The 12,996-nt window shown below is 47.2% G+C and carries 9 protein-coding genes; 3 read left to right on the top strand and 6 right to left on the bottom strand.

The genetic code is table 11. The features are described from left to right. Position 1 precedes the first annotated feature (1 nt). The 6 genes from ACFVTB_RS07990 to ACFVTB_RS07965 all read right to left on the bottom strand — a co-directional run bounded on the left by ACFVTB_RS07990 (position 2) and on the right by ACFVTB_RS07965 (position 9,223). Complete coding sequence (locus ACFVTB_RS07990; protein ID WP_387747227.1) at positions 2-832, bottom strand: carbohydrate ABC transporter permease; 831 nt, start codon at positions 830-832, stop codon at positions 2-4. A 1-nt stretch (position 833) separates the two neighbouring features. Then, entirely contained in the window at positions 834-1,700 is an 867-nt protein-coding gene (locus ACFVTB_RS07985; protein WP_387747225.1) for a carbohydrate ABC transporter permease, read from the bottom strand. A 91-nt stretch (positions 1,701-1,791) separates the two neighbouring features. Next, positions 1,792-3,102, bottom strand: a complete 1,311-nt coding sequence (locus tag ACFVTB_RS07980) for an ABC transporter substrate-binding protein (protein ID WP_387747223.1) — start codon at positions 3,100-3,102, stop codon at positions 1,792-1,794. 358 nt (positions 3,103-3,460) lie between these two features. Beyond that, on the bottom strand, positions 3,461-5,053 hold the full coding sequence (locus ACFVTB_RS07975; RefSeq protein WP_387747221.1) for a response regulator: 1,593 nt from the start codon (positions 5,051-5,053) through the stop codon (positions 3,461-3,463). 4 nt (positions 5,054-5,057) lie between these two features. Then, positions 5,058-6,806: a sensor histidine kinase gene (locus tag ACFVTB_RS07970; protein ID WP_387747219.1), complete on the bottom strand. Its 1,749-nt coding sequence runs from the start codon at positions 6,804-6,806 to the stop codon at positions 5,058-5,060. A gap of 140 nt (positions 6,807-6,946) precedes the next feature. Beyond that, positions 6,947-9,223: an AraC family transcriptional regulator gene (locus ACFVTB_RS07965; protein WP_387747217.1), complete on the bottom strand. Its 2,277-nt coding sequence runs from the start codon at positions 9,221-9,223 to the stop codon at positions 6,947-6,949. Positions 9,224-9,481: 258 nt separating this feature from the next. Between ACFVTB_RS07965 and ACFVTB_RS07960 the strand changes: the two genes are divergently transcribed. The 3 genes from ACFVTB_RS07960 (at position 9,482) to ACFVTB_RS07950 (ending at position 12,982) form a co-directional block, all read left to right on the top strand. After that, the gene (locus ACFVTB_RS07960) at positions 9,482-10,393 is read left to right on the top strand and encodes an ABC transporter permease (protein WP_387747215.1); all 912 of its coding nucleotides are present in this window, start codon (positions 9,482-9,484) and stop codon (positions 10,391-10,393) included. Positions 10,394-10,419: 26 nt separating this feature from the next. Next, on the top strand, positions 10,420-11,328 hold the full coding sequence (locus ACFVTB_RS07955) for a carbohydrate ABC transporter permease (RefSeq protein WP_387747213.1): 909 nt from the start codon (positions 10,420-10,422) through the stop codon (positions 11,326-11,328). Between the two features lie 73 nt (positions 11,329-11,401). Further along, the gene (locus ACFVTB_RS07950) at positions 11,402-12,982 is read left to right on the top strand and encodes an extracellular solute-binding protein (protein WP_387747211.1); all 1,581 of its coding nucleotides are present in this window, start codon (positions 11,402-11,404) and stop codon (positions 12,980-12,982) included. Positions 12,983-12,996 lie beyond the last annotated feature (14 nt).

Here is a 12,996-nt window from a genome sequence, read left to right as displayed (position 1 = left end):
ATCAGCCTTTTAACGAACCGGAAGTGATTCCTTCAACGAACTGCTTCTGCAAAGCCAAGTACAGGATGATGATAGGCAGGGAAGCCAAGAACATCATCGCGAACATTTGCCCCCAGTCCACCGAATATTGCCCGATGACACGGTAGATGCCTGCCGTAATGGTTGTCCCTTTGACAGGACCGATAATGATCAGTGGGTTCAAGAAGTCGTTCCAAACCCATAGCCCGATAAAAATAATGACGCTCGACGTACACGGCCCCAGCAGCGGAAAAATAATTTGCCAGAAGGTTCGCAAGTTGCTGGCTCCGTCAATCGAAGCCGCTTCGTCCAGCTCCCGCGGAATCGTCCGGATAAAGCCCGTATACATAAAGATGCCGAACGGAATGTAGTAGCCCATATAAAAGATAATGAGTCCCGCCTTCGTGCTCATCAGGTGAAGCGCTACCAAAACTTTCACGACCGGGATCAGGATGATCGTCGTCGGCACCATTAACCCGAATAGGAAGAAGACCAGCAGCAATCTCGTCTTTTTGCTGTCGTTGCGTACGATATAATAGGCGACCATCGACGAGGACAGGATCACAACAATAAGACTGATACCGGTAATAACGATGCTGTTCCACATACTCGTATAAATGAGATGATCGGGCCTTGTCAGAACCGCCATCAAGTTATCGAAAGTGAATTGGAACGGAAGGCTGAGCGGATTCGCAATGATGGTATCGGTTGGTTTGAAAATATTGACGAGCACCAAATATAAAGGAAGAAAGAAAAGTACGGTAATGGCCAAAGTCAGCAGAACGTGGGCTTTTGCGGATAGTTTGGATGTCATCTTAATGCTCCACCTCTCTGCCCTTCAAGAATGTAACCGTGAAAATGGAGATCACGCCGATCAGCAGGAATAAAACGATAGCCATGCTGGAAGCGTAGCCCATCTGATTTTGCACAAACCCGGTGTTAATAATTTTCAAGGAGATCGTTTCCGTAGTCGTACCCGGTCCCCCGTTCGTTAGAACAACAACGTGATCGTACACTTTGAAGCTGGAAATCAGCAGCATAACCGTGTTGATCGTGATGCCCGGAGCAAGCAGCGGCAGCGTAATATGACGGAAGCTTTGCAGACGGCTAGCGCCATCGATTTTGCCCGCTTCATAGAGGTCGCTCGGAATGCTCTGCAGCGTCGCCAAAAATACGACCGTGCAAAAGCCCATCGACTGCCATACAATAACGGCGATAATGGAGTAAAGGACAATCTGCGTGTCAGAAAGCCAGCTCGCTCCACTTATACCGACTATCTTCAATAGCTGATTAAGCACGCCCTCATCGGTTAAAATAATCGACCAGATAAAGCCGACGATGACAGGGCTCAAAATTTGCGGCGTAAAAAACACCGTTCGCGAAAGTTTATAAATCCAGCCTTTGAAATTAACCAAAAGCGCCGAAAGCACACCTAAAATATTCGAAGCGATGGTGACGATAAACGCGATCATACAGGTCACGAACAGGGAATGTCCAAAGTCGCGATCCTTCAGCAAATCGATATAATTGCTAAAACCTACCCCCGAAAATTCGGGATAAAGCGGATTATAATTCGTAAAGCTGTAAAAGAGGCAAAGGATGATGGGCAAAATAACGAAAACGATGTAGATGAACAGTCCGTGAGATACAAAGAGCATAAAATTTCCGGTTTTGCTTTTCAAATTCCTTCACTCCTTTCCGATTCTATAAGAGCCGGGAGAAGAGAAGATTTCCTCGCTTCTCCCGGCTCACGAATCATCGTTTAGAAATCCATTATTTAACCATCCGCTTGGCGATATCGTCCCACTTTTGATCCAATAGAGACAATTCGGAGTCGACCGATTTGCCCATAATGATGTTTTGTGCGGATTTGTTGATTTCGTCCGTCATGCCGGCAATCATCGCTGCATCTCCGCTCTCCCAAGTAAATACATTCACTTTCTTGCCTTGGTTCGTAATATCGAGCACTTTCTGGAACAACGGCGAGAAGGTGAATTCGAGATCTTGGCCTTCCAGCGGGATCAAGGCGTCAGACTTCACGACTTCGAGAATGGTAGCCGAGTCGATAACAAATTCAGACGCGAACAGCTGCGCCGCTTCCGGATACTTGGTCGTTGCGCTAACGGAAGCAGGTCCGTCTACGAGATAAGGAATGATAACCGATCCATCATCCGTTGGTACAGGGAATACGCCGATCTCGATGTCTGTCTGCGCGTCAGCCGCTGCTATGAACCAGGAGCCCATCGGGTACATGGCGCCTTTTCCTTTCAAGAACGCATCCTGCAATTGCGAATAGCCAATGCTCAGTCCGTCGGAGTTAAACGACTTGGAATCGTGCAGCTCCTTCCATTTCAAGACAGCGTCTTTAAACAGCGGGTCGGAAAATTTCACTTCGCCGTTCTTGCGTTTGTTTACCCAATCCGGTTCTACACTGTAAACGTCCGTACTAATAATTGCGTCCAGCATCATCGTCGTTGTCCAAGGATCTTTAGCTCCGCCGTGCAGCAAAGGCGTTTTTCCAGCCGCTTTCAGCTTCTCAACGACATCCAGGAACTCAGCCCATGTTTTTGGCTCGGCCGTGATGCCGGCTTCTTCAAACATTTTTTTGTTGTAGTAAATGTAAGGGATCGTTTGTCCGCCCCATGGAAGCTTGTACACCTTGCCGTCGATGGCCAGGCTTCTTGAGCCCGGTACTTTATCCAAGTACTGTTCGTCGAAAGCAAGCAAGGAATTGGATGCCAGGAAGTCCGAGACATTCACCGACATTAATACATCTGGAAATTGACCCGTTGCGAGCAATTGCTTCGCGTATTTAGTACGGTCAATGTCGGGCGATACGATTTTATTGATTTTGATATTTGGGTGCTTATCCGTGAATCGCTTGATCGCCGCATCCCAGTATTGCGCAGTTAAGTTCGGCGTCTCGAATACCAGCACGTTCAGTTCTGCTGGCGCCTCTTCTGGCGATCCGTTTGCGGCATTCGTTGCTGCCGGCGGTACATCGTTTTTTTGCGCTGCTTTGCCGCATCCGACAACAGCAAGTAAAAGCATAAGCGTCAGTCCTAATACCACGACTTTCTTCATATTCAATGCCCCCATTTGATTGAATTGAACTTATGTCTAAATTATAGCAAGCGCTCATTTGCGCTTTATAGTGTACGAATTAATGCTTAGCTCTAAATAATAGTGCAAATTTGGGGATTCAATCGAGGGTTACGCTGCGTGTCAGAGGGTTCTTCCGATCGCCATTAAAGCCCGATTCCTACCTCAAACATTAATAAAATGAAGGAATCGGGCTTTAAAAGCGACCACTGCCGTTTCTCCAGAACCCCTCTGACCCTCCGCTTTTCTCTCTTTCATCCCTGGCGGTAAATGAAAAAGAAGATCGCCGATTCCCCTGCTCGGTAGGCAGGGAGCGATTGGCGATCTTCCTTTTTCAAATTTAGATACCCTTTTTAAAATTCAATGGCGATTTGCCGGTCAAGCGCTTGAACTGCATGTAAAAATAGTTGGGCTCCGTATAGCCGACCTTCTCGGCAATTTCCTTCGTGTTGTGTTCGGAGAACAATAAGAGATGCTTGGCGTTGTTGATTCTGACTTGGTGCAAATATTCATTAAACGGCTGTCCTAATTCGATCTTAAGCCGTTTGCCCAGATAAGGCGCGGAAATATGAAACTGCTGCGACAGCTGCTGCAAGCTCAATCCTTCCATGTAGTAGGTGTCGATGTACTTGATGACCTTCTCCACCAGATTCGTATTCCGGTTCGTCTTCAGCTTCTGCAGCAATTGCAGCATCGTTTGCGATAAGGCTTGAAACTGCTCGAACAGCTTTTCCTTCGTATCGGCAAAGAACAAAGCTTCCACGAAACTTGGAAAGCTATTATTATGCTCAGAAATTTCGATTTCCTGCTGCCGAAGCTTGCTCATGCACAATAAAACAAAGTCGATAAACACCGCTCGGAGCAGATGCAGCTCTGGAACGCGAATATCTTGCAGCCGAGCTCCTACGGCGTTCAATTGCAGCCCGACCGACTCGTAGTCCTGCTTTTCCAGCTGCTCATACAGCTGATATAAGCCGATTTCCTTGGCAACTGCTTCCCGCTTCGTCCCCGGATCCTTCATCGTATAATCGATCACCGTAGACGTATCGACGAAGTAACGGTAGTCATTCAACTCTAAAGCGCTTTCATAGGAATGATGAATCTCCCGCCAAAAGGTGCAAGGCCTGCCTATAAAAGCGACCACCTGAATCTTCAGCACGCGGGCAACCAGCTCGGAAATTTTGTTCATCGTTTCGCCGATTCGACCCTCGCTGCCCGAAGAGACAGCAGCAAACAAAAGAACGGTTTGGCCGTTCTGGTTGCCGAAGGCGTATACCTTCTCTTCCTTGCCGATAGCCTCCTGCACGACGTTGCGAATGGCGAATTCGCATAGCTGCCTTTCCTCTAGCAGCGAAACCGGATTCTGTCTTGTAATGGTGTCCAGGACAACAACTTGAAACCCTCCGGTATGAAGGTCGATGTTCAGCATCTCGCATTTCTCGCTTACATCTCGAATCGAATAGTTGTTCATCACGATTTGATTCAAAATATTGTTTTTGATCAGCTGCGTCCCTTCGAACAATTCCCGGGATTTGCGGTACTCCACCATCAGGCTTTCCTGAATCTGCCCGAGCGCGCCTTCCATCTCTTCCTTATTGATCGGCTTCAGCAAGTAATTGTCGATGCCCATCATCATCGCATCGCGCAAGTAATGAAATTCATCATATCCGCTGATGATCAGCACCCTTGCCCGGTAATCGTCGTCTCTTATTTTTCGCAGCAATTCGAGCCCGGTGCAGACGTCCATTTGAATATCGGTAATGACGAGGTCGATTTGTGGATGCGCTTGAAGATACGCCCATGCGTCTTCCCCGTCTTCGAACAACCCGACGACTTCAAAGCCCAGACTGTCCCAATCAATCATGGCCTGCAGCCCTTCGCGAATAATCGGTTCGTCATCTACAATGATGGCTTTTCTCATGAAGGTAATCATAGACTCACCTCTCGAGTTTCGGAAATTGAATCGTGACTGCTGTCCCTTCACCTGCTCGGCTTTCCACATCCAATCCGTATGCTTCGCCGAAGATGAGCTGCAGTCTCGAATGAACATTCATCAATCCAACAGAAGGCGAATCGCTTGAGTGAGTCAGAGGCATGCGAAGATTAGCCTTGATCTGATACAGCGTTTCCGGCACGATCCCCTTGCCGTTGTCCTTCACCGTTAACTGAATGCGTTCTTGAACGTCTTCCACTACAATTTGAATCGCAATTTCTTTTCCTTTGTTCATTGCATGCTTAAAGATGTTCTCAACAATCGGTTGAACCGTGAACTTGGCAATGCGATGATTTTGCAGCTCAAGCGGAAAATCGATCTTGAATTGCAATTTCGGATAACGAAATTGTTGGAGCTTTAAATAGTATTCCACGTAATAGAGCTCCTCGTAAAGCGTGACAAGCGTTTCCTTGTTCCGAATATTCCATCTGAAAATTTCGCTAAGCCGGTAAATCGTATCCGATAATTGCATATTGTTTTCTTTGATCGCCTGCATACGCAATATCTCCAGCATATTGGATAAAAAATGCGGATTCACTTGCGACTGCAGCATCTGCAGCTCGGCGTCCTTCGATTTCAGCTCCAGCACATATTCCTTCTGAATGAACTCCGACAGCTTCTGAATAAGCGAGTTGTAGGTTTCCTCCAGTACGGTAAACTCATCGTTTTTCTGTATCGGGATGGGCTGCACAAATTCCCCTGGCGTATATTTCCGCATATTGCGGGTGAGTGTAATTACTCTTTTAGATAGTCCTCTGGAAATATAAAAAGCGATGGCAACATTGAGGACAATCATCGCCGCGAGCGTCAGCCATTGATTCTTTTTCATGGCGATGATGTTTTCATTCAATTGATTTTTAGAGACGAGCAGCGTAAAAACCATATCATCAGCGGAATTTTGAACCTGTGAGACGAAAAAATGGCGTGTATCGCTTTTCGCCGCCTCAATGTCGACAGAGCTGTCCGGGATGCTGATGGAGTTGCCGGACATCGATACCGTTCCGTTTCCGTTTTTTAATTCGAAGATCGAATCGGCGCGGAGATGATCCCCTTCTTTTTGCAAAAATGCCGTGCTCACGCTCACGACCAACGTGCCGGCCTGCTGCTCCACATCGTATGATTTCGGATCGTTCACTTTAAGAACGAAGGTCAAATAATTGTTCTTCGTGCCCTCTTCCAAGCCCGGGGCCTCCAACGGGAATATGCGGACGAATTCCTCCGGCTTGAAGGTAATCATCGATTCGAAATTCGGCAGCGTGCTTGGGTCGAAATAACGGATAAACGCAAACTTCTCCTCATCGCGTTCCCGAATAAATAATATCGAGTGTATATTCTCATCAGTATAGGCCATCGATTGCAAAAACTGCTGAATTTCAGCCTTCAACCTTAAGTCCACGCCCATCGCCGTACCTTCATACTGATTAATTTTCTCTAGCACCGATTCGCTCTGATTGGTCTCGAAAAAGAGCGAGAATACGTTCGAGCGAGTTTGCTTCAACTTGGCATTGTATCCATCTTTCAGGTCAAGCATATCCTTGCGGGCAATTTCATATTCCCGATCCTGAATAAAATGCGTAACCCGAGCGATATTGAATTGTCCAAAAATCAAAATAATAAAGGTTTGTATAAGGATCACAGCTATAAAGATTTTGACGAATAGGGAGTTTTTGAAATACGAATTCAGTCTCGCCAAATGCTCTCCATCTCCTGACCGCGATCTGTATTAGGCTAAAAACGGCAGTCCATTACAATTATACCGTGTATAGGTTTTGGCAAAAACCCTATCAGATTAACGCTCGACTCTAAAAATTAATCCTATTTTCAATGCCAGCGCTACGCCTGTTTCAAGTCGCCGTTATCGCTCAATTGGCTTTCTCGATACTGCTTTGGCGTTAACCCGGTCATCTTCTTAAAAGCGGCGAAAAAGTGGCTTTTCGTCAGGAAGCCCGAGCGCTCCATAATTTCGTACATCGTCAGGTCGGTGGATGCCAGCAGCTTTTTCACAAGCGTTATCTTCTCGTTCAAAATATAATCGGACATAGTCATGCCGGTCACTTCCCGGTGAACTTGCCGCAAGTAGCTGATCGAGAAGGAAAGATGCTCGGCGACGCGTTCCACGCTTAACTGCGGGTCTTGAAGATGCATGTGGACATATTCATGAATTTCATGAACGACCTTCTCCTGCCGCGTCTTCGCTTTCGGAATCGTTATTTCCGCGATAATTTTCCGAATAACATCCTCCAGCCAGCCTTGCAGCTGAGCCAGCGTGCTGAATCGGTCGAGCACCTTATGAATCCCGTTAAACTCCTTAATCGCGTCCCGCTTATTGAAGGCCTTCGTCAATTCGTAGATGAGATGAATAATGTTCAGCTTGCAATCCTCATAAGAGCATCCCGCGAGCACCTTCATCTGCTGCCGAAGCTTATCGATAGCCTGCTCCGCCTGACCGTTCTGAATTAATTGAATCAATTCCTGCGAGGACAGCTCCGTCGCGGGCAGCGACTGTACGAATTCCTCATATTCATTTTCCATAAAAATATGGTTTTCCCCGCTCAGGAACTTCAGCATCGTCAGCTCATAAATGTGTTGATAAAGAATGCGCAAGTCATTTTGCGAGGAGTTTGCGTTGCTGACGGCAATAGAAACTTCGATTTTGATATTGGCAGAGATATACTCTCGGATATTGTCCAGCAGCGGCAGTAATGCGCCGATATCTTGTTCCTCGGAGCCTATCAGCAGCACCAGATGGTCGGAGCCAAGATCCAAGCTTTCTGCGGCGATCCCCCGTTGATGCAGCACTTCTTCCGAAATGTTGCGAATCGCATATTTCAGCAGCTTGCGCGAATTAAAGTCGTATTGATCGCAAAAGGCTAAGTAGGAATCGATGCGAATGACAGATAAATAGAGATAGCTCTCTTTCAGCAGTCTTGTTTCCTGAGACAGATAGTGACGGCTTTTCTGATTGAGATTGCCTTGGAAAATCCACTGGCTCAAATGCTCGGAACGAACCAATTCCCGATGATCCCGGACGGAGGAGTTCAACTGCTCGACATTGGCGAAAATCGCTTCAAGCCCGCGGTCGATCAGCTTCATCTCGCTGCTGGCCAGAATCGAAGTAATCCGGCGATTGTTGTCATTCAAGTCCGTATCGTATCTCTCCCTAATTTTCTCGGCTAATTGTGAGAAGGAGCCCAAGGAACGTCTAGAGCTGACAAAAAACAGAATCGCAATCAAGCCTAGCGATATGAACGAGAAGATAAGCAGCTTTTCTTTAAAGTCTTGGATGCGCTGCGTGATATAGCCGTAATTGTTGGCATAATAAACGTTCCATTCATACATATCGGATACAGTCCGATTGATATAGTAGCGATCCCCTTGAAACTTCATTTCGATTTTATTGTCCCGGTTCGAGCGGAAGCGCTGATCGATAGCGGCATCGAGCTCTATGGATGCGCTTCCAAAAATCCGTTGACCATCCGTGTTAAAGACGCTAATATCAGTAGATTGCTCGCGGATCGGGCCAAACAAGTAATTCGTCACCTTCGGCTTGTCGATAAGCAGCACCAGATGGCCGTAATCCTTTTTATTCGGCGACGCAGGCACAATCATCGCTAAATACTCGGTATCGTCCACAATATGATTAAAAAATGAGAGGTACATCTCATCATTCAACATCACTTTATCGAGAATCGGCTGGTCCTCGAAATCGTCGAACGAGCTTCTTCCTAGTTGCGAATCGATAACCGAATGCGTAAGCGAGTTAATGATGTACGTTCTTGAGATGAAGGGCTCGTTATACATAAAGTTGTTTTGCGTTTTCATAGCTGCCACGGCCAGCAGCTCGTCGCTTCGATCTCCCAGAAGCCAGTTCTGTATATTTTGATCCTCATACATACTAATGGCGTAGCCTTTCAGCTTCTCTAGCACATATTCCATGTTATCTCGTATATCTGTTACTTTATTATGCGCATTGCGATCCATTTCCTCGACCGCGTATCGCGAGAATTGCGTCGTAATGAGGAAGATGAATGGCAGAAACACGAGGATAAAGATAGCCAAGAACAGCATAAAGATTCGAAAATAGACGCGCTGAAAAGCGGCAAGCTGCATGTGTATCCCCCTGAGGTTTCATAGTTTTCCTTCTTGGTGCTGAAAACCGGACTTTTTGAACTCGCACTATTATAGCAAACCCCTATGTTCAAAATCGATCTTCATTTTAACACTAGGGTGTTCATTCTGACTTTTTTTCGGCGTAAAACGGCGTAAAACCGCGGTCTACCGTCAATTTAACGACTTCCGTACGGTTATCAGGACTTTCTCGCGGATTGGCCCGGGTGTTATTCTCGGCTAAGAAAAGGAGGAAACCTGATGGGCTTCATAAGAGAACTGTACAAGCATCGTTTCATTTATTCGTTAGCTATACCCGGACTGCTCATTCTTGGCATATTTTCTTATTTGCCGCTTGCGGGCCACTTGCTTGCCTTCAAAAAGTTTGAACTGGCCGAAGGCATCTGGGGCAGCCCATGGGCGGGATTCGAGAACTTCCGCTTCTTCTTCGGCAATCCCGATTGGATGCAGATTACATGGAATACGGTCTATTTGAACAGCCTCTTCCTCATCGCTGAGATTGGAATCGCGACCGTGCTCGCGCTCTTTTTGAACGAGGTCCGGCATGCGATATTCAAACGGCTGCTGCAATCCTTTGTTTTTTTACCCTACTTCATCTCCTGGCTCGTCGTATCGTTAATGATATTCGGGATGCTCAGCAATACGGACGGTATCGTCAACCACATGCTAGCGAGGTTCGGAATGCAAGAGGTGGATTGGTACCAGACGCCGTGGGTATGGCCGATTATTTTAACTTTCGTAAGAGCTTGGAAAAATGCCGGCTATTTGTCGATTATATTACTCGCGGCAATTACGGGCATTTCGGGCGAGTATTACGAAAGTGCAAAGATTGACGGCGCAACACGCTTGCAGCAAATTACGAAGATTACCCTTCCTTTGCTGCGGCCGACTATTATCGTGCTGACGCTGCTCGGCATCGGACGCATTTTCTACGGCGACTTCGGCATGATCTACGCCATTATTCAAGATAACGGCGTGCTGCTCTCCGCTACTGATGTCATCGATACGTATTCTTATCGGGCATTACGGCAATTGGGAGACTTCAGCATGTCGTCAGCGATTATCCTTTATCAATCCCTGATGGGGCTTGTCACCATACTCGTGTTCAACACGATCGTACGGAAAATCGATAAAGATTCAAGATTGTTCTGATTCGGATTACAGAAGAGGGAGAGAACATGGAGAAGACCGTTAATCTTGCTTCCAGCATCAAAGTGAGAAACGAAAAATCGTTTCTCGAATCTTTCGTAAGCTTTCTCATTTATACGGTGCTCATCTTATTCGCAATCGCCTGTGTACTGCCATTCTGGATTGTCTTCATCAATTCGTTTGCCACGGAGAGCTCGCTTATTCAGAACGGCTTTCAGTTCTGGCCAAGTGATTTCGGCATGGAAGCTTATCAGTTTCTGCTTCGGGGCAATCAGGTTTTCAGCAGCTATGGCATAACGGTCATTGTAACCGCTGCCGGAACGACAGCCGCGCTTTGGATTACGGCAACATTCGCTTATGTGCTCGCCCATCCGAAGATTAAATATAACAATTTGCTGTCCATGATGACCTATATTCCGATGGTTTTCGGTACCGGATTGGTCGGCTTTTACTTGCTGATCGTGAACTGGCTCCATCTGAAGGATACGATTTGGGCGCTCATGTTGCCTTATCTCGTAAATCCGTTTCTCGCTTTTATATTTGTCTCTTTTTACCGCTCGCTTCCTTTTGAAATCAACGAGTCGGCGACCGTAGACGGCGCGAACGAGTGGCGTATTTTCTTCCAAATCGTTCGGCCGATTATTACCCCGGTCATGGTGACCGTCGCTCTGTTCTATGCTTTGCAATTCTGGAATGACTGGTGGCTAGGGCTGCTGTTCATTGATAACTCGGATTTATATCCGCTGCAAATTTTGCTCAGGCAGCTTCTCGGCTCAGCCGATGCGTTGCGGCTTACGGCCTCCTACGGAATTTCGCCGCCGTCTACCGGACTTAAGCTTGCGATGGTTATCGTAACCATCGGCCCGATCATCTTCGCTTATCCGTTTATCCAGAAGTACTTCGTGAAAGGCTTGACGCTTGGCGCCGTAAAAGGCTGATGAAGGTTTTTTATCGGCAATAGCCGATAGAAATAAAAAAAAGCAGACAAATTTATGGGAGGTCATCATCCACATGAAAAAGAAGAGGCTTACCTTGCTCATGCTTGCCGCTCTCTGTCTAGCCCTTGTGCTGAACGGGTGCAGTCAAGCGAAGGCTCCGGCCGAAACAGACAAGCCGGCACCGGCGAACAACGCTGGCGATTCCGATTCGAAGGATATCGGCAGCGACCCGGTTACTTTGAAAATCGTCGTTCCGGGAACCAAAGGCGGGAACTACGATTCCATTAAAGAAGCAGTCGAGAAAAAGCTGGCAGCAGACGGCCAAAATACGAAAATCAATTTCGTTTACGTCGACTGGTCGGACTTGGATCAGAAAACAAAAGTCATGCTGTCTTCCGGTGAAAATATCGATCTGATCTTCGACGCTCCTTGGCTGCATATGAACCAAATGATTGCAGCGGGGTATTACGAGGAGCTTGGCGATCTGCTGGACAAGTTTGGATCTAACGTCGTGAAGAACCGCTCCCAGCAAATGTGGGACGCCAACAAGTTTAACGATAAAATTATGGGCATTCCATTAGGAATTACCCTCACGCAAGGCCGTTCCATCAACATCCGCAAAGATTTGCGCGAGGAGCTCGGTTTGCCTCCAATCGCAAATTGGGATGATTTTGTAAAGTACTTGTATGCAGTTAAAGAGAAGTATCCGAGCATTACGCCGTTCTGGCCTGGCTCCAGCGACATTACGTATTCGACGGTGAACTGGCAGGTTCGGGACAACTCCGAGCTTCAAATGCGTCCAACTGGGGTAACCGGCGCCGACCTCGTTCTCCACTTCAAAGGCAACGACGGCAAGGTGCATAACTTGTTTGATGAGATGGAACCGAAAGTATGGGACATGATCAAACAAGCTAACCAAATGTATGCCGATAAAGTCATCAATCAGGACGCGATGGCGACCAAAATTGACAGCAAAGGCGCTCTTCAGCAAGGCAAGGCGGCTGCAGCCCCAATCATGCTCTTCGGACCGTCTTGGACAAAAGAGCAAATGAAGCAGGCGGGAGATAACGCCGAGCTTGAGGCCGTCCGTTTGTTCGACTTCACGAGAGGGGCGAATATCTCCAACTTTGCGCAAGACAATTTCGTTGCTATTCCGAAGGCCAGCAAAAATAAAGAACGCGCTATGATGTTCCTCGACTGGGCTAACGCTAATGAAGAAAACTACATGCTGGTCGAGCACGGTATCGAGGGTACGGACTGGAAGAAGGTCGGCGACAAGAAGTTCCAACAGCTGGTGCCTGGACAGGACGTGAACGGCGGCGGCCTTGCTTCCTTCAGCTTGATCTGGAATCCGGTCTTGGAGAAAACGATCGACACCGAAGACGACGACACCATGAATGCGAACAGCTTTATTAAAGAGGCCGACAACTTCACGAAGGATATTCTGACGGGCTTCACCTTCGATTCCGCACCGGTGAAAAATGAAATTGCCCAATACGGCACGATTCAGGCCAAATATTATGCCGGCATTTTCAACGGCGTGCTCAACCCGGATAAATACTGGGAGATTTATAAAAAAGAAGGCTCAGCGCCTCTGAAAAAAATTCAAACCGAGCTTCAAAACCAAATCGATGCATTCCTTGCATCGAAGTAAATCATAGGAAAACC

Source organism: Paenibacillus sp. NPDC058071, assembly GCF_042885235.1.
GTDB lineage: Bacteria > Bacillota > Bacilli > Paenibacillales > Paenibacillaceae > Pristimantibacillus.
This window is presented reverse-complemented; position numbering and strand designations above follow the sequence as displayed.